This window comes from Nibribacter koreensis, from assembly GCF_039541795.1.
In the GTDB taxonomy this organism is placed as follows: domain Bacteria; phylum Bacteroidota; class Bacteroidia; order Cytophagales; family Hymenobacteraceae; genus Nibribacter; species Nibribacter koreensis.
The window spans coordinates 70,618-93,357 of sequence record NZ_BAABGX010000001.1 but is presented as its reverse complement, the minus strand read 5'-3'; the positions used below and the strand labels follow the sequence as shown (position 1 = coordinate 93,357).

The 22,740-nt window shown below is 45.0% G+C and carries 20 protein-coding genes; 5 read left to right on the top strand and 15 right to left on the bottom strand.

What is annotated here, in order from left to right:
• Position 1 precedes the first annotated feature (1 nt).
• From ABD880_RS00375 to ABD880_RS00340, 8 genes are all read right to left on the bottom strand, one after another.
• Positions 2 to 736, bottom strand: coding sequence for an ABC transporter permease (locus tag ABD880_RS00375; RefSeq protein ID WP_345161185.1), 735 nt, complete (start codon positions 734 to 736; stop codon positions 2 to 4).
• Positions 737 to 805: 69 nt separating this feature from the next.
• On the bottom strand, positions 806 to 2,947 hold the full coding sequence (locus ABD880_RS00370; protein WP_345161183.1) for a glycosyltransferase: 2,142 nt from the start codon (positions 2,945 to 2,947) through the stop codon (positions 806 to 808).
• Positions 2,948 to 2,963: 16 nt separating this feature from the next.
• Positions 2,964 to 4,091: a glycosyltransferase family 2 protein gene (locus ABD880_RS00365; RefSeq protein ID WP_345161181.1), complete on the bottom strand. Its 1,128-nt coding sequence runs from the start codon at positions 4,089 to 4,091 to the stop codon at positions 2,964 to 2,966.
• A 12-nt stretch (positions 4,092 to 4,103) separates the two neighbouring features.
• Positions 4,104 to 5,213, bottom strand: coding sequence for a glycosyltransferase family 2 protein (locus tag ABD880_RS00360; RefSeq protein ID WP_345161180.1), 1,110 nt, complete (start codon positions 5,211 to 5,213; stop codon positions 4,104 to 4,106).
• A gap of 2 nt (positions 5,214 to 5,215) precedes the next feature.
• A complete protein-coding gene (gene glf, locus ABD880_RS00355) occupies positions 5,216 to 6,388 on the bottom strand; it encodes a UDP-galactopyranose mutase (RefSeq protein WP_345161178.1) in 1,173 nt (390 codons plus the stop codon).
• A 2-nt stretch (positions 6,389 to 6,390) separates the two neighbouring features.
• Positions 6,391 to 7,584 carry a glycosyltransferase family protein gene (locus tag ABD880_RS00350; protein WP_345161176.1) on the bottom strand — a complete coding sequence of 398 codons (1,194 nt, stop codon included), beginning with the start codon at positions 7,582 to 7,584 and terminating at the stop codon, positions 6,391 to 6,393.
• 11 nt (positions 7,585 to 7,595) lie between these two features.
• Complete coding sequence (wecB, locus tag ABD880_RS00345) at positions 7,596 to 8,723, bottom strand: non-hydrolyzing UDP-N-acetylglucosamine 2-epimerase (protein ID WP_345161174.1); 1,128 nt, start codon at positions 8,721 to 8,723, stop codon at positions 7,596 to 7,598.
• Between the two features lie 123 nt (positions 8,724 to 8,846).
• Positions 8,847 to 10,121, bottom strand: coding sequence for a glycosyltransferase family protein (locus tag ABD880_RS00340; RefSeq protein WP_345161172.1), 1,275 nt, complete (start codon positions 10,119 to 10,121; stop codon positions 8,847 to 8,849).
• 216 nt (positions 10,122 to 10,337) lie between these two features.
• Between ABD880_RS00340 and ABD880_RS00335 the strand changes: the two genes are divergently transcribed.
• From ABD880_RS00335 to ABD880_RS00320, 4 genes are all read left to right on the top strand, one after another.
• A complete protein-coding gene (locus ABD880_RS00335; RefSeq protein WP_345161170.1) occupies positions 10,338 to 11,819 on the top strand; it encodes a M20/M25/M40 family metallo-hydrolase in 1,482 nt (493 codons plus the stop codon).
• Between the two features lie 208 nt (positions 11,820 to 12,027).
• Positions 12,028 to 12,513 (top strand): ankyrin repeat domain-containing protein, encoded by a 486-nt coding sequence (locus tag ABD880_RS00330; protein ID WP_345161168.1) that lies wholly within the window; start codon positions 12,028 to 12,030, stop codon positions 12,511 to 12,513.
• A 352-nt stretch (positions 12,514 to 12,865) separates the two neighbouring features.
• A complete protein-coding gene (locus ABD880_RS00325) occupies positions 12,866 to 13,450 on the top strand; it encodes an RNA polymerase sigma factor (protein WP_345161166.1) in 585 nt (194 codons plus the stop codon).
• Entirely contained in the window at positions 13,440 to 13,889 is a 450-nt protein-coding gene (locus ABD880_RS00320) for an anti-sigma factor (RefSeq protein WP_345161164.1), read from the top strand. Before ABD880_RS00325 ends, ABD880_RS00320 begins: the two co-directional genes overlap by 11 nt.
• Here ABD880_RS00320 and ABD880_RS00315 read toward each other — a convergent pair.
• Both ABD880_RS00315 and ABD880_RS00310 read right to left on the bottom strand, forming a co-directional pair.
• A complete protein-coding gene (locus ABD880_RS00315; RefSeq protein WP_345161162.1) occupies positions 13,831 to 14,679 on the bottom strand; it encodes an aminotransferase class IV in 849 nt (282 codons plus the stop codon). The two genes, ABD880_RS00320 and ABD880_RS00315, sit on opposite strands and share 59 nt — an antisense overlap.
• A complete protein-coding gene (locus ABD880_RS00310) occupies positions 14,669 to 15,799 on the bottom strand; it encodes a DmpA family aminopeptidase (RefSeq protein ID WP_345161160.1) in 1,131 nt (376 codons plus the stop codon). Before ABD880_RS00310 ends, ABD880_RS00315 begins: the two co-directional genes overlap by 11 nt.
• A 280-nt stretch (positions 15,800 to 16,079) precedes the next feature.
• Between ABD880_RS00310 and ABD880_RS00305 the strand changes: the two genes are divergently transcribed.
• A complete protein-coding gene (locus ABD880_RS00305; protein ID WP_345161158.1) occupies positions 16,080 to 17,714 on the top strand; it encodes an amidase in 1,635 nt (544 codons plus the stop codon).
• Positions 17,715 to 17,904: 190 nt separating this feature from the next.
• Here ABD880_RS00305 and phoU read toward each other — a convergent pair whose 3' ends face one another.
• From phoU to ABD880_RS00280, 5 genes are all read right to left on the bottom strand, one after another.
• On the bottom strand, positions 17,905 to 18,621 hold the full coding sequence (phoU, locus tag ABD880_RS00300) for a phosphate signaling complex protein PhoU (RefSeq protein WP_345161157.1): 717 nt from the start codon (positions 18,619 to 18,621) through the stop codon (positions 17,905 to 17,907).
• A gap of 83 nt (positions 18,622 to 18,704) precedes the next feature.
• The gene (gene pstB / locus ABD880_RS00295) at positions 18,705 to 19,457 is read right to left on the bottom strand and encodes a phosphate ABC transporter ATP-binding protein PstB (protein ID WP_345161155.1); all 753 of its coding nucleotides are present in this window, start codon (positions 19,455 to 19,457) and stop codon (positions 18,705 to 18,707) included.
• A 72-nt stretch (positions 19,458 to 19,529) separates the two neighbouring features.
• Entirely contained in the window at positions 19,530 to 20,414 is an 885-nt protein-coding gene (pstA, locus tag ABD880_RS00290) for a phosphate ABC transporter permease PstA (protein WP_345161154.1), read from the bottom strand.
• 153 nt (positions 20,415 to 20,567) lie between these two features.
• Positions 20,568 to 21,794, bottom strand: a complete 1,227-nt coding sequence (gene pstC / locus ABD880_RS00285; RefSeq protein ID WP_345161152.1) for a phosphate ABC transporter permease subunit PstC — start codon at positions 21,792 to 21,794, stop codon at positions 20,568 to 20,570.
• 19 nt (positions 21,795 to 21,813) lie between these two features.
• Positions 21,814 to 22,716 (bottom strand): PstS family phosphate ABC transporter substrate-binding protein, encoded by a 903-nt coding sequence (locus ABD880_RS00280; RefSeq protein WP_345161150.1) that lies wholly within the window; start codon positions 22,714 to 22,716, stop codon positions 21,814 to 21,816.
• Between the last annotated feature and the right edge of the window lie 24 nt (positions 22,717 to 22,740).

The following is a 22,740-nucleotide window of genomic DNA, read 5'->3' as shown; positions in this document are numbered from 1 at the left end:
TTTATAATTTCTCAGCGGCTTTTGAGCCTATTTTATTCAACATAATCAACCCAATAAATAGAAATAAAAAGCCGTACCCATAGTCAAAAATCATCAAATCAAAATCTGGTGGCAGCCCCTGCATCATCACTCGCCGAGCGTTGATGATGATACCGGCAATTGGATTTACATAATCAAAGGACGGCAAGGCCTCTTTAAAGCTAGATAGTTTATAAAACAAAGGAGAAATGAACATTAGAACCGTGGCAAATACCTGCCAAATTTGGGTGATGTCTTTGGCCAACACAAAAATTGAGGACAACATCAAAGACACACCCAAAGCGGTGATAAACAGATTCACAAACAAAGGGATTATGTAAAAATTATTAATGTTCAACCCAATAGATTCTGGCTCAATGAACACATAAAAAACTAGAAACATAATCAGGTTGAAAGAAAAGCCTATTACATTGCTCAAAAGCGTAGATAAGTAAATTTCCAGCTTGTTCATGTTGCTGTACTCATACAGGTACTTCTTGCTATGCAGGATAGAGATGGTGCCGCTGGTACTTTCTATAAAGAAATTGAAGAGGATAAGACCAATAAACAAATAAGAGGCAAACGCCGGTATGTTCTGCTTCAGAATAACATTAAATACAATATAATAGATGGTGATGTCCATTAAAGGCTTAATCAATGCCCAAAACAGACCTAGCTTGTTCTCATAGTACCTTAGCTTGAACTCTATCTTAGACAACAACCAAATTCTTTCTGCCTTATTTGACCTAAGGAGCCAATTACTTACTAAACCTAAAATCATCTTACTCTATTTTAATACTTTATAAACTTGATATGCTGCTTTCTTGATTTTTGAATGCTTCTTAACCAAAGACAACACTTTGGTAGACACCATGTTATTCAAATAGAAATTAGACTTTGAATAATAGTCCAATGTAGGATTGTCTATTTGAATGCCTGGGCCATTGGTGTTTAACAGATTAATTACCTCTGAGGCATATTGGGCATACAGCTCTTTGTGCTTGGAGACAATGTAGTCTTTAAGAATAGTTTTCTTGGTTTTAGAGAGCTTTCTGAACATTGACTTTTTCCTGACCCGGTAATAAAACAGAACCTCTGGCAGCACCACCCCATAATAAGAGTTACCTAGCATGGAAATAACGCTGTCATAGTCCTCTAAAGAAGTTAACTGGGTATCATTTTGACCACCGGCCAAGAAAGACTCTCGCCTGTACAGTAAAGCACTGGAGTTAATTAGGTTATGGTACAGAATAATAGGAGGCTCTGGGATAAAAGTAGGCCATACTTTAGAAGAACTTCCAAAATATTGGGTCCATGCTCCCACAAAATGGACATTGTTACTAGCTTTTAATACTTTGACTGCTTTGGAATAGAAGTTTGGGGCCACCATGTCATCTGCATCCAAAAAAGCTAAATAAGCACCTTTCGCTTGTTCAGCACCAAAGTTTCTAGCAGCAGAAAGTCCGTTGTTTTTTGTGTCAAACACTCTGATGCCTGGCTTTCCACGATAAGCATCAAGTTTTTGAAGGCTCTCTTGTTCACAACTGCCATCGTTTACCAACAGAATTTCTACGGCTATGTCTTCAATAGCTTGCAAAGAAGCTATGGTGCTGTCAATAAACCTACCCATGTTGTAGTAGGGCACCACCACAGACACCAAGTCAGCTTCTTGTAGGGTCCCTTCTACCAAGGCACTCTTCCCCCTTGTAAAAGGAAAGCGGTGACTGGCTTGGGCAAGCGCTACACTTCTTTGCAGAATTTCATGCTTGCGCTCAAAAATCTGGGCAGGGTTGACATGCTGGTTAACCCACGTATGTGCTTTACCAATTATATTCTGAGCTTCTATTTCGGAAAGGTCAAGTATCTGTTTCAGCTTACGCAAGAAAGAGTCAGGATCTTGATGGTCAAAAACAAACCCATTCACTCCATCTTCGACAATCTCTGATTGCCCACCTTGTTTAGACACTAGCACAATGAGCCCCAGACTCATCATCTCCAACACCACATAAGGGTAATTGTCAATGGTGCTGGGTACCACCACCACTTTTGAGGAAGCCATTTGGGCCTCTATTTTAGAAGGGTGAATAGAATCCTCCAATTGAAGAAGCCCCGCCTCCAAAAATTTCTTGTATTTCTTTTTAATGATGTCCCCCATACTCCTGCCCTCTGGATGGTAGACAATGTCTTGCCCTCCCACAAGAATTAAGGGTTCTTTAAAACCTGTTTCCCAAGCGGCTTTAAAGTAATTTAATAAATGAAAGCTTCCCTTTTGCGGAGACAGTTTCCCATAAAAGGTGATGTGCCCTTTCTCCTTATTTTTCCTTATCCTGTTGCCAAGGGAAGTGGGCATTACGTGGGGATTTGGAAGAATGAACAGATGGGCATTTTCAAAAGGAAACCTCTTTTTCACCTCCTCTACCAGATAGTTACTTGGCGAAATAATCAGGCTGGCCGCCTGCAAGCAGAACCGCTCCATTTCACCTATCCAATAATTAGGATATTTGTAAAGAGGCACATGGTTGAACTCATGGTACAGAAAAGAAGGTGAGTGCATGGTAATGACCACAAACGCCTCTTTGCACCAATCATAGTGTAAGTGTTTGTATTGCAGAAGATAATAAGCGATTCCTTGATAATCTTGGGACTCTATGACGTCTGGTACGCCCTCCTTTTTCACGTACTGCTTAAGTACATGTGCAAATTCATAGCTTAGATTGGTCACATACCCTAAAAAGGCAGAAGAATTGGTTAGGCTGGGGCAAAACCTTACAACCCTAACTCCTTTTTCCTGCTCTTCTACAATGTTATTGACTGAACTATCATTTACAAACACCGTCACCTCATAACCTTTCTCACAAAGCATAGCGGCCGTTATGGAACAATATGTGCTAATGCCACCGCCAAAAAATGGGGGGAACTCAGTAGTCATTAACCAATATTTCATATTACCTCTCTCTCCCTATTAACTCTTTCCAAGATTTATTCCCCTGCAAACACTTTAAAATGTGGCCTATCTTTTTGTACCACCCGGGCAACACTTCATATTCTTTGTAATACCAAGAAACATTCCTTGCCAATTGTTCTGACAATTTGGGATTTTGCTTTGACAGTATTTTATTCTCAAATACCAGATTACTAATTACACTATTAACAATTTCTTCCCTCTTCTCTAAAATTACAGACTTAATCTCTTCTGCATCAAAAAACACCCTATCCCAATTTAAAAAAGCCAACTTATCTAAATAAGAAATAACAGTATTTACTTCCTCACCTAGCCTATAAGAGCCACTATTATGAATACCTTGATTAAAAAATAATTTAATGTGGGTTTCTAGCTCCTTCTCAGTAAATCCAGCTTCTAAGGTACCGTTTAGAAAACAATCAAATGAAGCAACATAATTAATTTTATACTCCGAAAGCAAACCAGGTGAGCTATGTATTTCGGCGGTTAACGATTCATTATGCTTGCGATAGCAATATAAATCACTGCGATTTAAATAATAGAATTTAAATTTAGATGCAGCTCTTAACCAGTAGTCCATATCCTCCATCCTAAATTTATTTACATCATAACCACCCAATTCTTCATGAACCTTTCTACGATATAAAAAGCATGCTCCTACAACACACTTAAAGATTAAGTTTTCAGGTACTCCGCCGAACTTACCAATTAATTGACCATTCTCATCTACAAATTGGTAAGAAGAATAAGCAATATCTACCTTTGGATTGTTATCTAATATTTCACTTAATGCCTGAATAGCCTGAGGAGCATAAAAGTTATCATCTGAAGTCCAACTAATGTATTCTCCTTTAGCCTGCTCAAATCCTATATTCAAAGATTTGGGGAGTTTCATATTAGTGGAATTATTGACAACTTCTATCCTTTCATCTTTTTTAGCCCACTCTCCAATTATAGTACTTGTACCATCTATTGAGCAATCGTTTACTACAATTAACTCTATATTAATATATGTCTGACCCAAACAGCTGCTGATAGAATCAGATATATATTTTTCACCGTTATAGGTGGGCAAGATAATAGAAACAAGCTTCGGACTTGAATTGGTCATCCCATAATTCAGTTAACCCCATACTTTCACATAAAGCAAGTCATTTAGCCTTTTTTGAACTTTGGAGGAAACCCAAGAGTAACCAGATAAAGGAATCTTGAAAGCTTTTGACAACGCTTGGTCAAACTTGCCAGATTTTTGAGCCAATCGCCATGCCACAATAAAAGAGTAGTAATTGGTCATCCTTCCTAATCTAACCCAATGATAAGCCTTTCGCCCTCTAAGCGTCTTAATGTTTTTATCTTGAAGCCAGGAATCACCAAAATAATCATCTGCCACTTTAAACAACTCTCTTAACGCTTTGCTTCTAGAGAAACCCTCAGAGAATTTTATTTTATTAACCCATGCCAAACAATGCATACCTACATAATACTGTAGCTCAGTTTTATAAAGGTCAAATTCTCCCTTGTTCTTATAATACTGGAGCATATCTCGCATACCTGTGATTATATCCAAGATTTTCACATTGTTTAGCTTCATAGACTGGGTAGGCCTAGTTATATCATAGTTATATAAATTTTTATTTACATAATAGATACTTTTAGCTGCGTGATAGCTTTTAGGAGCAAAGTTAGCATCAGCGAACACAATGCCAGGAACAAATCTTAACTCAGGGTCTTCAAAAAGCTCTCTCCTGTAAATACGAGCGCAAGGAGTAGCCCAATTTCTGAAAAGCAACGATTTGTTTGATCCTTCAATCAATAACTCACTATCCTCATGGACGGGCTTAAAAATAAGGGTTGAGTCTGGGAAAATGTAAAACAAGTTACCCATTACCATATCAACGTCTTTCTCCTTGGCCTTATCATACATGAATTCACATGTATCTTCATCAAGAAAGTCATCCCCATCCACAATCATCAAGTACTCACCAGTGGCTCTTTCAATGCCATAGTTTAGACTAGAACCGTGCCCGCCGTTTTCTTTGATAAAAGATTTAAAAATAGAGGGGTAATTTACCACATACTCATCTATGATTAGTTGGCTTTCGTCGCTCCCACCATCATTTATGACTAAAACCTCTATTTCTTTTAAAGTTTGTTTGGCCAAAGATTCCAAACATCTTTCAATGTAAAATTCGAGATTATATACTGCTACTAGAACGCTAATTTTAGGCCTCATTACTAATTCTTATTTGCAAATTCTTCGTTAAATGTCTTCAAAGCGTGCATGATGATATTATTCATATCATAATACTTATATTCAGCTAACCTACCAATCAAATACAAGTTGGAGAATTTATCTGCTATGCTTCTGTACTTATCATAAGCTATGGTATTCTCATCCTTAGGGATAGGATAATATGGAATATCCTGACCAGGAACAAGCCTTTTATACTCTTGAGGATATTCTACCATAACAGAGGTTTTACTAGGTTTCTGAGCCATCATATGCTTATATTCAGAAATTCTAGTATAATCATGGTCATTTGGGTAGTTCACTGTTCCAGTTGGCTGGAAATACTCCTTATCGTGAGTTTCTACTTCAAACCGGAGAGATCGATAAGGTAATTCTCCAAATGCATAGCCAAGCATTTCATCTATGGCACCAGAGTAGATTACTGTTCCAGTAAACTCTTCTCCTTTAAAGAAAATTTTATTTGAATCAGTATCTAAATTTAAAACCTCATTTGCTTTCACAGATAATCTAACCTCAATATTAGGGTTGGAAAGCATTTTTTTGAACATTTGGGTGTACCCTTCTTTAGGTAGAAACTGATATTTTTCTTGGAAATACCTGTCATCATAGGAAACGTGCACTGGCACCCGAGCCGTGATTGTCTCAAAATCCAGGTTCTCAGGCTTTTCGCCCCATTGCTTAGTTGTATAGTTTAAGTATATCTTTTCAAAGATAAAGCTCCCAAGCTCACTGATCATTGGGTTCTGGTGCTTTCGCAACACAGATACAGGTACCTTTTTATCCATCCCAAACTCTGATAAAAGAATCTCCTTTATCTCAGAAGCTTTCTCTGGCATTAACACTTCCAGCGAGGTCAAATTGAATGGAACTGGCACTAAATGGGTGTCAATTTCTGCAACTACTTTATGCTGATAAGGATGCCACTCTGTAAACTGAGACATATAATCCCATACAAAGTCTTCATTAGTCCTAAACAAATGAGGACCATACTTATGAATCAACACACCGGCCTCATCATAATAGTCAAACATATTTCCCGCAATATGATCGCGCTGCTCAATTATTAGTACTTTTTTATTAAGAACATTAGCAAATCTCTCTGCCATAATAGATCCTGCAAAGCCAGAACCTACAATTATAAAGTCGTAATTTTTCATGATTATTTTATAACACTCTCTATAGCTTGTTGCATTTGTTGAGCCACATTATCACACGTATAATTTTCGTAATAAGAATAATCTGGCATCACTTTTTGATCTATGTATTTTTTTAAAACATAAGCAATCCTGTCAGTTTTATCATCTGCAATAACATTCCCACTTGCCTTTAAAATGTCTGCACTAGGTCCCTTATCCATTGTCACAGCCATTATAGGTTTTTTGGCACCCATATAGTCAGTTAATTTACCGGCAAAAAAAGGATTAACTGAAAGACCGTCCTCAGCTTCATTGAACAGACCGTCTATCAAGAGCAATGCATCTGCTCTCTGCATGAGATTGAGGCTTTCATTATAAGAAACTGAATCTTGGAACACAACTTGATTCCTGTTTTTCATAAAAGCATGGACACTGATATCATGAGTATATGGAGCTCCGCCATAAAACTCAACTATAAATTTATTTTTATAGTGGGGATAGATTTGGATTAATCTATCAACTGCTTTTAAGATAGGTTCAGCAGTTCTTTTTGTATGATATAAGGTACCAAGGTGCAATAATCTAAATTTACCATCTGCCCATGACAAAGGCTTATCTACTCCCTTATACATTTTAGGCTCATAGCAATGAGGTATTACCACAGCCTTATGTATATATTGCTCATTTGCCCCTGAAAACATCAGCTCCTTTTGATACTCATTATTCAGAATAATTAAGTCTGCAGATTCTATTGTAGTTTGTTCAGTCGTATTATCCTCCTGAACAAGTGGATAGCCGGGAATATACTTTATATAGGGGTTCATCTTAATTAAATCCCCAAAATAAGCTATCCACGGCAAGTCTTTTTTGCGTTGCTTTATTTCATAGGCTATAGCATGTGAAGGCACCTCATTTGAGTGGGAAATAATAAAATCAAATTTTTGATTATTTTTCTCAAAATAATCTAGAGCGTATTTTTTAAAATCATCTCTAGTTTTAGCGGTGCGAGGTTCTTTGTGCTCTGTTTCTACTTCAAGCCTATTAATCTTGGCGTTTGTGATATAGTCTAAAAGTGATAAATCTTTCTGATCGCGCTTAATCTGAACAACATCAAACTCAAGGTTTGTGTCCTTAATCCTTTTAAAAAAGTCAAAATCAGCAGATCCTTGGTATGGCGCAAAAAACCATGAGATTGCCAATCCCTTATACTTAGTCATGTGGTATTTTTTTAACTATATGATAAAACTAATTCTGATATAACCTGTTGGCTGGTAGTGCCGTCACCGTAAGGGTTTACTGCCTTAGCCATAGAATGATAGTGATCTTGATCATTCAAGAGTTTTGTGGCCTCTTGCACTATTACCTGAGTGTTGGTACCTACCAGTTTGGCGGTGCCTGCTTCCACTCCTTCCTGCCGCTCTGTTACATCACGCATAACCAGAACCGGCTTGCCTAGAGCAGGTGCTTCCTCTTGTATACCGCCAGAGTCTGTAATAACCAGGTAACATAAATCAAGTAGCCAGATCAGATATGGATAGCCCAGAGGCTCTATAAGATGAATGCGTGGATCATCTTTTAAAATGCGTTGCACCGGCTCCTGTACATTAGGATTTAAATGCACCGGATACACAATTTCTACATCATCATGGGTATCTACTATCTGCTTTAGGGCGTAGCATATGTTCTCAAAAGGCTCTCCAAAGTTCTCTCTTCTGTGACCTGTTACCAGAATAAGCCTCTTTGACTTGTCTAAGAAATTAAAGTAATCTGAGAACGTGCCTGATTCACTTTTCTTAATGGTAGATAAGCCTAGTAATAGAGCATCAATAACGGTGTTGCCCACGTTGAATACGCTTGCGGGATGCACGCCTTCTCTAATAAGGTTTTGCTTTGAATTTTCTGTAGGGGCAAAATGTAGGTCAGTCATGCGCCCAATAAGTACTCGGTTCATCTCCTCTGGGAAGGGAGAGTATTTATCCTCACTTCTCAGACCAGCCTCAATGTGAATGACCTGCACTTTAGAATAGAAAGCTGCAAGCGCCCCCGCCATAGCGGTGGTAGTGTCACCTTGTACTACCACATAATCAGGGGTAAAATCTTGCTGGATGATGGTTGTGATGCCCTTTAAAACGTCAGAGGAAATATCCACTAGCGCTTGGTTTGGTTTCATCAGGTTTAAGTCATAATCTGCCTTGATGTCAAAGAATTCTAATACCTGATCCAACATGCTGCGATGCTGACCCGTCACACAGACTTTGACCTCAAAATTTGAATGGTTTTCCATTGCTTTGATCAATGGGGCCATCTTAATAGCTTCCGGCCTGGTGCCAAAAACAAATAGTACACGTTTCTTCATTCAAATAATTAATCTATAAATCAAAAAGAAATTCCTTAATTAAATTTAACAGCAAGAATAACCTTTACTTAAGCGCAACTACAATTTCTTTTAAATTAGTTAGGTCAGGATTTAATTCACTATTTAATTGTTACCTGAATTAGCATATACACTCCTACTTTTAATTTTTTTTTGAATAACGGCATTTATTATTTTTTCTACTTTGCCATGCAAAACAGGGTCCAGATAATATGGGATAGGAGAGATGGTATTTTCAAAACATTTGTAGACATCTGCCACTAATCTGGACTTTTTAATGGGGCTAACAGAAACATCCTTAACAAAACTACTCCACACCATTTCTTGATTGGCGTTCTTATCTACCCAATCTCTTAGTTTATAAGATTCAGGATACCTTAACAACCGGTTAAATTGTCTTACCAATTCATCTTCAGATATACTTTCTAGCCCTCTACCAGAAAAATTAGTCTTGGCTGCCTGGTGCATTCGCTTTTTATCAAGCAAACCTTTCACCCCATCATAGCCAATTAGCAACACTGGTTTGTTGGCAGCCGCTCCTTCCAACACTACCCTTCCCATGCCTGCAACCAGGTCAGTCTGCTCGTACACTTGATCTATTTGTAAACTTAGTCCCCTCAAAGCCACCTGAGGCCTACCATCCATAATTTCTTCTGAAATCCATTCAGCTAGGTTCTCAGTCTCTGGGCCGTCGCCGTAAATGTCTATTCGCTCAATGCAGTGGGCAGGAGCAACGGAAAGAAATGCCTTTATGCCTTCTACTTTAAAGCTATCTAGTCTACTGGCAAGGCAAACCGTAATTGACTTAAGAGGCAGCAAAGAATGCTTAGCTTCTGAATGTATGCTGATGGCGTTTCTGTAAACCTTACTTCTCTTGGCGGATACTAACCCTTTGGTTAGTTCTTTTAACTCAGGAGACACATGGGCAACCAAAGAAGCGTATGGGAAAATAAGGTGCTTGGTAAGGCCATCCACTAAACTTCCATAAAACTCCATGACAGAGGCAGGACCATGCAATGTGTAGCAAAACCGAACCTTATTTAGATTAGCTGCAAAGAAAGCAGGAAGCACTGACAGAAAGGGATGGGCGTCCACTACAGAAATATTATTCTCATTGATGATTTCTGTTAATTGGCTTACTGTTGTCACAAAATCTTGCGAGGTGCTTTCAAGGGAAAGATTCATTCCCCTGAATATTTTCTCACAAGAAGAGGCTGGCAAGTTGGACTCTGCAAAATTCTTCCCTACTGCTAAAAATACTTTATAACTTAAGTTATTTAATACTTTAATCTTACCTATTAAATGAGTTTCTAGCCCACCAAAAGTAAAACCTTCAGTTACAATCAATATATTTTTATTATTTAAAGTTGAATTTTCCAATTATTTATTATCTTATAAAATATGCATAACTATTTTCTAGCTACCATTTAAATATTTTTGATTGTATATTCTTAATATAGGTTTTACTTTCAGTTTATACCCTAAAAAAGCAGGAAGTAAATGCTTTAGACAGATTTTTTATTTAAGGTTTAATTTTAGGACAATGTTTTTATAAAATAATAATTAAAACCCAATCAATTAAACAGTAAAATACTCATGATCAAAAAGATACATAAAACAACTTTAGCATCGCTGCTATACTTTGCAACATGTCATGCCCATACCCACGCCCAATCTACTTGGCCCACCACCTTCCAGAACATCAATTCTGAAGTGCAAGCCAATTCCAAGGCGTATAGTTCCCTCCAAGAGGCCTCAAAGACCATTGGCCATCGGTTAACGGGTTCTGAGAACGGCAAGAAGGCAGAAGCCTTTGCGTTTAACCTATTCCAATCCTATGGATTGACAGATGTGCGGTATCAACCGTTTGAGGTGGAAAGCTGGAGCAGAGGAACTTTAAAGCTGCAAGTTCGTATAAGCGGCGCGCAATACCAAGAGATAAAGGCAGTATCACTGGCGCACTCGCCTGTAAAAGCCACCACCAACGGTCAAGTGGTAGACATGGGCAATGGCCTGGAAGCCGACTACAAAGCTAAGCCCGACGCCGTGAAAGGCAAGATTGCCTTAGTATACCTGGGCATTCTGCCGGACTCGCCAACGGGGACGGGCAACCTGCACCGGTCAGAGAAAACGGCCCTGGCCATTAAAAACGGTGCCAAAGGCATCATCATCATCAACACCGTGGCGGGCGGTACATTGTTAACCGGCACAGCCTCCGTGACGGGCAAACTCATTTCAATCCCTGCTATCTGCGTAGGCAAGGAAGACGGCCTAAAACTGAAAGAACAATTGGCAAATAAGGGCTCAGCAGTGACTGCTAACATTCAAATGACCAACAAATCGGCTAAAATCAATGCCCGCAACGTCATTGCCACGTTACAAGGCAGTGAGCTCCCAAATGAGAAGATTGTGATTGGCGGGCATCTGGACAGCTGGGATTTGGCCACGGGTGCCATAGACAACGGCATTGGGTCTTTTGCGGTGATAGACATGGCGCGCACCTTGCAAGCCTTAAACCTGAAGCCCAAGCGCACCATTGAGTTTGTCATGTTCATGGGCGAAGAGCAGGGACTGCTAGGCTCAGAAGCCTACATTGAGCAAGCCAACAAGGACAAGACCCTGGATCAAGTCGCTTTCATGCTCAACTATGACATGACTAATGACCCCAAAGGCTACAGCGCCAGCCAGGAATCCATGAAGCCGCTGTTCCAGTCCATTGGGGCCATAGCCGCTTCTATTGACACCACGTTTAAGAACAGCTTTTCTGCCAGGGCTGGCTTGCACTCAGACCACCAGCCGTTCATGCTGCAGGGTATCCCAACGGGCGGTTCTTCAGGCGGTAAGCTTCCCAATAACTCAGGAGACTGCTACCACGCCGATTGTGACTCCTTTTCTTTGGTAAATGAACAGCAATTGAAAAATACAGTACGTTTTAGTACGATGCTGTTGTACGGTTTGGCAGATGCAGACCAGATTCCGGCAAAAAAGTTGTCAGATGCCCAGACCAGGGAATTTCTGCTCAAGAACAACTTAAAAGAGCCGCTTAAAATTGCCGGCGAATGGCGCTGGGCGGATTAACACGCGCTCTCCAAACCCACTTCTATCCGTTTTTGACCTATTTTCTAGAAAACAGGTCAAAAACGGATTTCTTTTTTCAGGCAGAAACTGATATAAGCTATTCACCTGTCATTCTTATAGCCGCCCTCTATTGCGCATCAATAGGATTGATTGTCCGGCGTTTCATGTTTTGCGTATGTTGCATCAATAATCTAAAAAGACACACGCTATGGAATTCACTTCTACCAACCCAGAACACTTGCTCTTTGACGCCGCCCGCAAAGGAGACGTGACGCTCATTAAAGAACTGTTGGCCCAAGGCGTGCCAGTAGACGTGCGCGATGGACGCGGTTTCACGCCTATGATTCTGGCCAGCTATGAAGGACATTTAGAAGCCACCAGAGTCTTGTTAGATGCTGGCGCAGACGTGAACATACAAGACAACAGCGGCAACACGGCCTTAATGGGCCTTTGCTTTAAAGGCCACGCCGAAATAGCCGAACTCCTGATTGAACGCGGCGCCGATTTGAACCTGCAGAACGGAAGCGGCGGCACCGCCCTCATGTTTGCGACTATGTTCGGGCGTCATGAACTGGTAAAGATCGTGGCCAAGCACGGCGCAGACCAATCTTTGAGAGACAGCCGCGGCTTGACCGCCACCGAAATGGCCCATAAAATTGGCAACGAAGAAGCTTTGAAAGTGCTGGAAGCCTGACCTACCGCAAGCAAGGCTCTTACTTCTTCTAGCTAGATTATCACCCAGCGAGATGCCTTCTCCTAAGTGAGAATTAGCAGTAGTAGGGAATGGAAGTAGAATTCATTTTTCGCCTATTTCCCAGAAAACAGCCCAAAAACGAAGCATAAGACCAGTTTCTATAATTAGTAAGACATAACCTTATCCTCCTAAACCAGGCAACGCCCGTCGCCTGGTTTATTTTTTGCCCCTTCGTATGGAAATTCATCAGCCTTTGCATCTACCTTTAAAGCCGCAGGATTTATTTGGTCCCTCCTTGCGGTAGTTCTGCCCAAATCCTGTACCTTTTTTGAAGCATTGACCCAACGGCCTTATGTTCTTAAAACTCTTCGCACGGCAAAAAGACCCCACTGACCTGGAGCTGGTACACCAGTTCAGGCAGACTGGTGATGCGGTCTGCGTAGGAGAGTTGTTTGAGCGCCATACAGAGATGGTATACTTGGTGTGCCTTAAGTATTTAAAGGACGAGGAGGAAAGCAAGGACGCCACCATGCAGATTTTTGAGACCCTGTTCACTGCTCTGCAAAAGCATGAAGTGACCATTTTCAAGAACTGGTTGCACACCCTGGCCAAGAACCATTGCCTGATGTTGTTGCGCGCTGATAAAAAGAAAAAATTCAGTTCCTTTGACGACCAGACCAGCGTCACTTTGGAGAAATCAAGTGCCCACGCCTATGCAGACCAGCCTGAGCCTGACCTGGAGGTACAGCTGTTGGCACAAGGACTACAGGCTTTAAACGAAGAGCAGCGCCAATGCGTGGAGTTGTTTTACCTACAGAAAAAAAGCTACAAAGAAATAGCAGACCTGACCGGATATGAAGTGGCCAAAGTGAAAAGCCACATCCAAAACGGAAAACGGAACCTGCGCATATACCTGGAGAAAAACTATGAACAGTAACCACCACTTGGAACAGGATTGGGGACCCGAGGGCCATCCGTCACTGGAGGTGCTACGCGGGTACCAGTCAGAACGCCTGTCCCCTGAGCAGACCCACCAGGTGGAGCGTCATCTGGTGTCCTGTGAACTGTGCTCAGACCTGGTGGAAGGCATGGAAATGGCGCAGGCCACCAAAGTATACAAGGCCGTCAAAGAAACGCGCGGCCGCGTGCAACACTACCTGGCCAAGAAAAAACGCAAACGCAGGTTCTTCGTTTGGTCAGCGTGGCAGACGGCGGCTATTCTGCTCATTCTACTATTCTGCCTGGCCTTGATGGTGTATCACTTTTACTTCGCTCCTACTGCCCCGGGTAAGCAAAACCAACCGCCAAAAACACAAATTAGTATTGAGCAGACGGTCTCTCCAACTTCAGTAGTTCCTCCAGCAAGGCTAGGGTAACGGGGCCGGGCGTACCGCCGCCTATGGCGTTACCGTCTATTTTCACCACGGGCATGACGCGTTTGGTGGTGCTGGTGAGAAAGGCCTCTTTGGCCTGGTCAATGTCCTGCAAGGTGATCACGCCTTCCTCGGCTTTCAATAGTCTGCCGGCAATCTCCAGCACGTTTTTTCTAGTGATGCCTTGCAAGACATCCTGGGCCGCCGTCACCACCGTATCATCCTGCCGCACGATGAAGAAATTAGCCCGCGGGAATTCTGACACCACCCCGCCTTGGTGGTACAGCACATCATCCGCGCCTTTGGCTTTCAATTGGCTCAGCAACTTAATGCCCACTGAGTAATTGATGGTCTTGGCCGCCGGAATGTCGCGCACATACTCATGCGTGATAATCGCAAAGCCCTTCTGCACCTGCTCCGGCGTAGGCATGGTCACTGGTTGTTGCAAGATGAGCAGATTAGGTTCTACCGGCTGGTACCCATCAGGAGAATAGCCACCCGTCAAGATCATCTTAATGCCGGATAGCGGCAGGTTGTTCTTGTCTATCAGATGAAAAACCGTCTCTTGCAAGGCCGACCGTTCCAAAGGAATCTCCAACTCCATCAGTTGCGCCGAATGGTAGAACCGGTCCAGGTAATGCTCCATGAACAAGGGCTGTCCATTCTCCACCTTCAGGAAGTCAAAGATGCCGTAGCCTCTCTGGATGGACAGGTCGCTCACATGCAGAAAAGCTTTGTCGTAGGGCAGGATTTCGCCGCGCAGGTAGGCGTACAGGGTTGGGTTAGCGGGCATGGTGTTTCTTGAGTATGTTTAAGGTTTTGTCTAACGGCAGGGCCTGAATGGTGTTCTGGTCTTTGCCTTGCATGGTTTCGGCTTTGAAGAGCGAGTTGATGATGGCTTCCTCAGTGGCTTCAATGGTGGCCAGAAACAAGGCGCTCATGGCATCATTGTGCAGGTAGGTCATCGTTTGGCTAGGTTCTTTAGGAGTAAACGGCACGCGCACCCCGGCGTTGGTAGAAAAAGCGATGACGTAATCCCCGCTTCCGTTGGAGGCAATGCCGCCGGTTTTGGCCAATCCCAGCATGGCCCGTTGCGCCATGCGCTCCAGGTTGCGGGCGTCTACCGGCGCATTGGTGGCCACCACCATCATACAAGAACCATCGGCCTTCTCCAGAATCTGCTTGCTGAAGGAGAACTGCTTCAGCTCCTCGCCTACCGGCACGCCGTCTATCTGCAACACGCCGCCAAAGTTGGTCTGCACCAACACGCCTACGGTGTACCCGCCCAGACTCTGCGGCAATTGACGGCTAGACGTGCCAATGCCTCCCTTAAACCCGAAGCACACCGTGCCCGTCCCTGCGCCCACGTTTCCTTCGGCCACCGGGCCTTCCTTGGCTTGTTTAATGGCCTCCAGCACATGGGTTTCTTTCACGTGCCTTCCCCGTATGTCATTCAAATAGCCGTCATTGGTCTCTCCTATCACCGCATTCACCGACTGTACCATCTCATTACCGGGCTGTTGCAGGGTGTAATCTAATACGGCATTCATCGCCGTACCCACGCCCAAGGTGTTGGTCAGGATGATGGGTGATTCCAGATTGCCCAGTTCCTGTATCTGCGTCACGCCCGCCAGTTTGCCAAAACCGTTACCTACAAACACCGCCGCCGGCACTTTCTCCTGAAACAGATTGCCGCCGTGCGGTAGAATGGCCGTCACCCCGGTGCGCACCTGCGTGCCCTGCACTAACGTCACGTGCCCCACCTGTATGCCTGGCACATCAGTGATGGCGTTCAGAGAACCCGGGGGCAATACGCCAATTTTTACACCGTACTCCCGGACGCGCTTGCGTTGCTGGGCCTGGGCCCAAGGCAAAAGGCATAGCGCAAATAAAAGGATGAGAAGCTGTTTCATGGGCAAGGATTCTGGCTAGAAGTAAATGTAAAAAGTAGCCGGTACATTTCTCAGAAAATCTCTTTAGTGATCCATCCATTTTAGCTTAGCCCTCCAGCGTCAGTACCGCAAGCGTTTTTGGCCTGTTTTCCAGAAAACACGCCAAAAACGGCCTGGTAGAGCAAGAGCATTTGCTATATGAATTTTACCGGTAAAGCTCTTTTCGCTGACTCACTTAAATGGCATTGCCTATTTTGATTTCACCGTCTGGCGCTTATCTTTCAAGACCAAACTAACCAACATGAAACGCAGAAACTTCTTAAAGGCCGGCTCTTTGGCGGGCATCACTTTTTCTATGCTGGGCGTAGGCGCCTGTGCCACCAAAAAAACCGACAACACTACCTCTGAAGGCGAACAAGCTACAGCCACCCAAGACGATTTTGAACTGAGCGAAGCCACCGTGCAGCAGCTCCAAGACAAGATGAAAAGCGGTGACCTGACTTCAAAAAAAATCACGCAATTGTACCTGGACCGGATTAAAGCCATTGATAAAAACGGCCCCAAACTTAATTCTGTCATTGAGGTCAACCCAGACGCCCTGCAGATTGCCGAAGCCTTAGACCAGGAACGCAAGAACGGCAAGGTGCGCGGCCCATTGCACGGCATTCCTATCCTCATCAAAGACAACATTGACACCAAAGACAAGATGTCTACCAGCGCGGGCGCTTTAGCTCTAGCCGAAAACAAAGCCAGCAGAGACGCCTTTGTAGTTACTAAATTGCGCGAGGCCGGTGCCGTCATCCTGGGCAAGACCAACCTAAGCGAATGGGCCAACTTCCGGTCCACGCGGTCTACCAGCGGCTGGAGCAGTAGAGGCGGTCAGACCAAGAACCCGTATGTGCTGGACCGTTCTCCTTGTGGCTCCAGCTCTGGCTCGGGTACGGCCGTTTCCGCCAACCTGTGCGCCATTGCCGTAGGCACCGAGACCGATGGCTCCGTAGTATGCCCGGCCTCCGTAAATGGCGCCGTGGGCATTAAACCAACCGTGGGCTTGGTGAGCCGCGCGGGCATTATTCCTATTTCGGCTAGCCAAGACACGGCCGGCCCCATTGCCAGAACCGTGGCCGACGCGGCTATTTTGCTGGGCGCTATGACGGGTGCAGACGCCAATGATGCCATCACCCAGGAAAGCACCGGCAAAGCCCTTACCGACTATACCAAGTTCCTGGATGCCAACAGCCTGCAAGGCAAACGCATTGGCGTAGAAAAATCCTTCCTGAAAGGCCATGAAGGCATAGACACGCTGTACCAAAAAGCCATTGAGGTACTCAGAAGTAAAGGCGCTACGGTGGTGGAAGTAGAGGTGATGGAGAAAATCAGTCAGCTGGGCGGCGATGAATTCAAAGTGTTGCAATACGAGTTCAAAGACGGCGTGAACAAATACTTGGCCACGGCCAATGCCAAAGTAAAGTCCTTGAAAGAAGTGATTGAATTCAACAAGGCAAACGAAGCCAAGGCCATGCCTTACTTCAAGCAGGAAACCTTGGAGAGTTCTGAGAAGCTAGGCGACATCAACAGCAAAGACTATATCACCGCCCGTGAAAAGAATTTAAGAGAATCCCGCGCCATCATCAACAAAATCATGGAGGACAACAAATTGGACGCCATCTCTGGTCCTACTTACGGTCCGTCTTGGTGCATTGACGTGGTGAACGGTGACGCTTTCTCGGGTTACGGACTGTCCACGCCGGCAGCCATCTCGGGCTACCCGCACATCACGGTGCCCATGGGCTTGGTTCATCACCTGCCTATCGGGTTCTCGTTCTTTGGGAAACCGTACACAGAAGGACCATTGATTGGATTGGCTTATGCCTTTGAGCAGGCTACCAAAGCGCGTACTAAACCCACTTACCTGCGGTCTACCAACCCAGCGTAACGTGTCGTTTTTGGCCTCTTTTCCGGAAAACAGGCCAAAAACGAGATTCTTATCAAACAAGAAGGCCGATGCTAAAGTAGCATCGGCCTTCTTGTTAGGACTAACCTTAAATTAGGAAAAGGCTTCTCTCCCTTTTTTGGTCTTGCATACGTGCAGACACAAGCAGACGCTTGCGCCATGGAATTCTAATTTAAACGGATGGTGCCTCTCCCGTGTCTGGCTTGTCTTTTTTTCCTTTGGTCTTCTTCTTCATGCTCTTGTGCTTGATCATCTTGGCGTCCACGTAGAAGATCACCTCTTCGGCTATGTTAGTGACCTGATCGCCAATGCGTTCCAGCTTTTGCAGGACACTGGACATTTTTAGGCAGTGGTCAATCTGGTCTGGATGGGCCTGAATGTACTTGACCAGTATTCTATCCTTTTTGCCGTTGATTTTATTGAGCAGTTTGTCGCGCAGAATCAGTTCACGAGCTAGGGTGGTGTCTTGGTCATCAAAGGCCCTGAACGCATCCTGGAGCATGTCTTGGGCGGCGGTAAACATCTCTGGCAGCCTGGTGATCTCTAAAAGTTCAGGCGAGAAGGTGCCTTCAATTTCGCGCACCTGTTGGGCAATACCTTCGGCAGAATCTCCTATGCGCTCCAGGTTCGCGTTGATTTTAAGCGTGGCCAAAACCCAGCGCAAGTCTACCGCCACCGGATTGTACAGCGCGAAGAAGTTCTCACACATGCGGTCAATCTTGGAGTCATAGGTGTTTACCTTCTTGTCTCGCTTGACCACCCTGCGCGCCAAGTCATGGTTGGCGGTTTCCAGTGCCTCGCGGGCAGAAGACACTTGTGCCGTTACCAACTCCCACATGGCGTTTACCTTCGCCTTGATGAGCTGCAACTCTTTATCTAATTGATTCATTCCTGGAGACACGTGTAGCTAGATTTGAATGTAGGAAATCTTTCTTTATCAACGAAACTTGTTCTGCCTTAAAGGCTCAAGTATCAACCAAAGCGGCCGGTGATGTAGTTCTGGGTGCGCTCGTCCTTGGGACTGGTGAAGATGGTTTTGGTCTTGCCGTACTCAATCAGTTCGCCCAGGTAGAAGAAGGCCGTGCTGTCACTCACGCGGCCCGCCTGCTGCATGTTGTGCGTCACAATCACAATGGTGTAGTCTTTCTTGAGCTCATGGATCAACTCTTCAATCTTGGCGGTAGAAATAGGGTCCAGCGCTGAGGCCGGCTCATCCATGAGTACCACAGACGGCTCAATGGCCAGCGTGCGCGCAATGCACAGACGCTGTTGCTGCCCACCTGACAGTTCAAAGGCAGATTTCTTGAGCTTGTCCTTCACCTCGTCCCAAAGGGCGGCATGTCTAAGGGAACGCTCCACGCGCTCCTCAATGAACGCCTTGTCACTAATGCCGTCTACTCTTAGGCCGTAGGCCACGTTCTCAAAAATGGATTTAGGGAACGGGTTGGGTTTCTGAAAAACCATGCCCACGTGCTTGCGCAGGTCGTCTACGCGTATGTTTTTCGCGTAGATGTCTACCTCGTCAATCAGGATCTCGCCGGTGATTTTGACGTTGTCAATGAGGTCGTTCATGCGGTTAAAGCACCGCAGGTAGGTAGACTTTCCGCAGCCCGAAGGTCCAATAAAAGCCGTCACTTGGTTCTTCTTCATGGCCATGGTAATGCCTTTGAGGGCATGAAAATCGCCGTAGTGCAGGTGGACGTCTTTGGTTTCTATGCTATTCATATCTTTTGAGAAAGAGGCAGTTCAATTGTTCGTTTTTGGGCTGTTTTCTGGAAAATAGGCTAAAAACGGAGCTTAGTTCATTTTTACTTTCTTACCGAAATACTTGCGCAGCCAGTTGGCCAGCAGGTTTACCAGCAAGACAATCACAATCAGGACAAAGGCAGTGCCATAGGCCATGGTGCGCGAGGCCTCAATGTTGGTACCGCTGGTAGAAATCACATACAAGTGATACGGCAAGGCCATGACCTGGTCAAAAATGCTCGTCGGTAATTTGGGAAGGAAGTAGGCGGCCACCGTGAAGAGGATAGGCGCCGTCTCGCCAGAAACCCGGCCAATAGACAGAATCAAACCGGTAATGATGTTAGGGAACGCGATGGGCAATATTACTTTACTGGTGGTCTGCCACTTAGAGGCTCCCAAGGCCAAACTACCCACCCTGAACGAATCATCAATGGCTTTCAAGGCTTCCTCGGTGGTTCTAATCACTACGGGCAAGGCCAGCAATCCCAAGGTTAACGAGCCCGCTAGCAAGGAGTCGCCAAAACCCAGCTTGTTCACAAACAAAGCCATCCCAAACAAACCGAACACAATGGAGGGAACGCCCGCCAGGTTGTTGGTCATGAGCTTGATGAAACGCTTGAGCCAGCCGTCCTTGGCGTACTCGTTGATGTAAATACCAGACATGATGCCCACCGGAAACGCGAACAGCATACTGCCCAGCACCAAACACAAGGTCCCCACAATGGCCGGGAAGATACCGCCCTGCGTCATGCCCTCACGGGGCATCTCGGTCAGGAACTCCCAACTGATGGCTGAGATGCCGTTGAAGATGATGAAGCCCAGGATGATGACCAGAATGGCCACCACCAGAAAGCTCATCACCTTGAACACGCCAAAGGCCAGCGTCTGCTTCAGGCGCTTACTGTCTCCCTTTTTGGTTCCTTCTTGAAATCCCATGACTAATCAGCTTTAATTTTGGACGCAAGACACAAGACGAAAGACATAAGATTTCTCCTTACTGGAAATTCTTTGCCTTTGGGGTTCACCATTTGTCTTATGTCTTGGATCTTACGTCTTGTGTCTGGAAAATATGTCTTGTGTCTAAAAAACTTACTTCGCTTCTCTCTTGGCAGATACGTAGTCCACGGTGAGGTTAATGACTAGGGTCATCAGGAAAAGGATACAACCTAGCGCAAACAAGGCCTGGTAATGGATGCCTCCCTGTGGTGCCTCGCCTAGTTCTGCCGCAATGGTAGCCGGAATGGTACGCACCGGCTCCAAGAATGTACTTGGTATCACAGAGGCGTTTCCTGTCACCATCAGCACGGCCATGGTCTCGCCAATGGCGCGGCCAATGCCTAGAATGGCCGCGGTAGAGATACCAGAAAGCGAATATGGGATAATGACTTTGTAAATGGTCTGCCACTTGTTGGCACCCAGCGCCAGACTGGCTTCCTTCATGGCCCGCGGGGTAGTACGCATGGCATCCTCAGACACGGAGATGATGGTAGGCAGGGCCATGATGCCCAGGATGATGCTACCCGCCAACGCCGTCTCTCCTACTGGTAACCCAAACACATTCTGGATCATGGGCACAATGACCACCAAGCCAAAGAAACCAAACACCACCGACGGAATACCGGCCAGCAACTCAATGATGGGTTTAAGCAGGTTGCGCATGCGCGGGCTGGCAATTTCGGCCATGTAGATGGCAGTGGCCAAACCCAAAGGCAAGGCAATTAAAATGGCGCCCAAGCTTACCCACAGGGTTCCCAGAATCAGCGAAAGCACGCCCATCTGCACGGCCGGCGTAATGGTAGGATACCACTCGCGGCCTAACAAAAAATCACCCAGGGTAAAGTTCTTGAGCTTGATTTCATGGCCTTTAAAGTCTTTGGCCATATACTCTTCCGGAAAGTGGGCCAGAAGGTTGGGCTCCTTCACCATCAAGTCACTTAAGCGCTGAGGCAGGTATTCAAAATCGGCGCCAATCTCTTCTTCTGTGTAGTAGTCTGTGATGTCATCTACGCTGAAGATCTTAATAGGTGCGTTCTGCCCGCCTACCTCTTTCCAGTTGGTGATGTTCTGGTCAAAAATCTCCTTTATCTCATGGGCAGAAAGCTCCTTGACCGGGTTCTGGTTGCTGACCGCAATCACGGTCCCTTCACTCACCGGTGTTTGGGAAAACAAGCCCAGCCCCTCTTTAAACAGGAAGAAGACAATCAAAAGCACTGTTAAGCTGGTCACGGTCCCGCTAATGGTCAGGAGTGCCTCTATGACTTTTTCGCCCAGGTTCTTGACCTTGCGTTTTACAGGAGGTGGTGCAGGTGCTTTCATGGCAGAGCGGTACTTATTCTTACTTGTTCAAGGGCACGTAGCCAATCTCCAGCACGGTCTTCTGACCTTCTGCTGACAGGATGTAGTCCACAAAAGGCTTTACTTTGCTTTCTGCAGAGGCGTCATAGAAAAAGAACAGCGGTCTTGAAATAGGGTACGTCTTGTCCTGCGCAGCGGCTACGCTGGGTTTTACATACGTCTTGCCCTGATCATAAGACACGGCCAGTGATTTCACCTCTTTGGTTTCATAAGCCAGGCCAATGTAGCCAATGGCGCCTTCGGTCTGGCCCACGCTCTGCACAATAGAACCGGTGGCCGGCATCATCAAAATGCCAGAGGCGTAATTCTTTTTGTTCAAGACCTCTTCTTTGAAGAACTCATAGGTGCCAGAGCTGGTCTCTCTAGAGTAGGCCACAATCTTGGCATCAGAGCCGCCCACTTCTTTCCAGTTGGTGATTTTGCCCGTGAAGATGCCTTCCAGCTGCTCACGCGTTAACTGGTTGACCTTGTTCTTAGGATTTACGATGACAGAAAGTGCATCAAAAGCAATCAAGGCTTCTTTCACGTCTTTCTTAGCGCCTTTCAGTTCCAGTTTCTCCTTGGTCTTTAACTCTCTGGACGCCATGGCAATGTCTGTGGTACCTTCCATGAGGGCAGATACGCCCACGCCGGTCCCACCGCCTACAATAGTTATGGAGGCTTCCTTGTTCTTGGCCATAAAGCGCTCAGCCTGCTGTTGCGCTAAGGGCAACACGGTGTCAGAGCCTTTGATGGTAATGGAAGCCGTTGAGCTGCCAGAACCTTTGTCTGTCTCTGTGTTTTCTGCTTTCTGGTCATTGCCTTTGCCGCAGGAAACTAACAGCATAGAAGCCAAGAATAAGCTGGCCGCCTGCGATTTAAAAGAAAGAAATGTCGTTTTCATAGGTTTGTATTTATAATGCCTGTT

Bases quoted from the DNA above. Each gene is read 5' to 3' on its own strand.
- pstA (WP_345161154.1), bottom strand. From the start codon at position 20,414: ATGGGATTTCAAGAAGGAACCAAAAAGGGAGACAGTAAGCGCCTGAAG.
- ABD880_RS00350 (WP_345161176.1), bottom strand. From the start codon at position 7,584: ATGACTAAGTATAAGGGATTGGCAATCTCATGGTTTTTTGCGCCATAC.
- glf (WP_345161178.1), bottom strand. From the start codon at position 6,388: ATGAAAAATTACGACTTTATAATTGTAGGTTCTGGCTTTGCAGGATCT.
- wecB (WP_345161174.1), bottom strand. From the start codon at position 8,723: ATGAAGAAACGTGTACTATTTGTTTTTGGCACCAGGCCGGAAGCTATT.
- ABD880_RS00360 (WP_345161180.1), bottom strand. From the start codon at position 5,213: ATGAGGCCTAAAATTAGCGTTCTAGTAGCAGTATATAATCTCGAATTT.
- pstC (WP_345161152.1), bottom strand. From the start codon at position 21,794: ATGAAAGCACCTGCACCACCTCCTGTAAAACGCAAGGTCAAGAACCTG.
- phoU (WP_345161157.1), bottom strand. From the start codon at position 18,621: ATGAATCAATTAGATAAAGAGTTGCAGCTCATCAAGGCGAAGGTAAAC.
- pstB (WP_345161155.1), bottom strand. From the start codon at position 19,457: ATGAATAGCATAGAAACCAAAGACGTCCACCTGCACTACGGCGATTTT.
- ABD880_RS00330 (WP_345161168.1), top strand. From the start codon at position 12,028: ATGGAATTCACTTCTACCAACCCAGAACACTTGCTCTTTGACGCCGCC.
- ABD880_RS00315 (WP_345161162.1), bottom strand. From the start codon at position 14,679: ATGCCCGCTAACCCAACCCTGTACGCCTACCTGCGCGGCGAAATCCTG.
- ABD880_RS00305 (WP_345161158.1), top strand. From the start codon at position 16,080: ATGAAACGCAGAAACTTCTTAAAGGCCGGCTCTTTGGCGGGCATCACT.
- ABD880_RS00365 (WP_345161181.1), bottom strand. From the start codon at position 4,091: ATGACCAATTCAAGTCCGAAGCTTGTTTCTATTATCTTGCCCACCTAT.
- ABD880_RS00310 (WP_345161160.1), bottom strand. From the start codon at position 15,799: ATGAAACAGCTTCTCATCCTTTTATTTGCGCTATGCCTTTTGCCTTGG.
- ABD880_RS00325 (WP_345161166.1), top strand. From the start codon at position 12,866: ATGTTCTTAAAACTCTTCGCACGGCAAAAAGACCCCACTGACCTGGAG.
- ABD880_RS00280 (WP_345161150.1), bottom strand. From the start codon at position 22,716: ATGAAAACGACATTTCTTTCTTTTAAATCGCAGGCGGCCAGCTTATTC.
- ABD880_RS00320 (WP_345161164.1), top strand. From the start codon at position 13,440: ATGAACAGTAACCACCACTTGGAACAGGATTGGGGACCCGAGGGCCAT.
- ABD880_RS00370 (WP_345161183.1), bottom strand. From the start codon at position 2,947: ATGACTACTGAGTTCCCCCCATTTTTTGGCGGTGGCATTAGCACATAT.
- ABD880_RS00335 (WP_345161170.1), top strand. From the start codon at position 10,338: ATGATCAAAAAGATACATAAAACAACTTTAGCATCGCTGCTATACTTT.